1 protein-coding gene is annotated in these 1,015 nt (G+C 55.5%); it reads left to right on the top strand.

The window, feature by feature from the left end; all coding sequences use genetic code 11:
- Nucleotides 1-144: 144 nt before the first annotated feature.
- Nucleotides 145-1,015, top strand: an 871-nt coding sequence (locus Q7U95_RS06025; protein WP_308752761.1) for a hypothetical protein, incomplete at its 3' end; no start/stop codon positions are given.

Here is a 1,015-nt window from a genome sequence, read left to right as displayed (position 1 = left end):
CGTGGTGTTCACCAACGGCGCGGTGCTTGAAGACGACGGCACCGTGAAGATATATTACGGCGCCGCCGATCAGGTGCAGTGCCTGGCGACGGCGAAACTGGACGACCTTATCCATTCCTGTATGTACGAGTAAAGGCTTATACTATGAACAAACTTGCCGTAACTTTGATAATCGCCGCCGTTCTTTTTGCGCACAATGCCTTCGGCCTTACGGTCTCGGGCGTACTTAACGACGGGCAGGGCGACTTCGATCCGTGGAATCAAACCCGCTGGGCGGCGTGGTACAGCGGCGGCAAGGTTGTTGAGCCTTTCGAGATCAACTGCTCGCTGCGGTTTGCCGCGAAGGCGACGTCGTGGGAGGTCGACCTCTCGCAGCTTTCAGGCTCGCTGCCCAGACTTTTCATCGTTACCGTCAACTCGTCCGTCGACATCGACGGCAACGGCGTTGTCATTGACGCGAGAAAGGCGCATACGAAGGGCTGGCCGCTTCTCTACTATTACACCAACAACGTCAGCACATCCAACGACTTCGGTACTTGGAGAGGGGTTTTGTTTCGTCAACCGACACCCGCCCCGCAAGGCGATAACGGCTCGAGGCTTCGGAACTTGACGTTGCTGGGCTTTCTCAACGCGGTGGAGTTTGACCATACCCATCAGCGTAAGGTAACTGTAAGCGGATGTACGCTCAAGACGAATGTGTGGGCGTTATTCCCGCGCGGCGCCAATGTTGCGGTAACGGGCAACACGATAATCGAAAACCATCTCGGCGGTTTGTACTGCGAGTATAATTCGCGCGATTGGCTGTTCAGCGGTAACGTGTTCAGAGACAACAACACCAGAGGCGCGGTCGCTTACGGCGACATAGTGCTTGACGCGTGCTATAGGCATACCGTAATCGATAATCAGTTTTTGGCGGCCTCGTATACGCCGCGGGATTATCATACCGCAATATCGCTCTATCGCAATCAGGGCGAGGACGGCGATATACGCGAACCGGCGTCGATGGATCATTTGA

Origin of the sequence: Candidatus Oleimmundimicrobium sp., from assembly GCF_030651595.1 — a bacterium.
GTDB lineage: Bacteria > Actinomycetota > Aquicultoria > UBA3085 > Oleimmundimicrobiaceae > JAUSCH01.
This window is presented reverse-complemented; position numbering and strand designations above follow the sequence as displayed.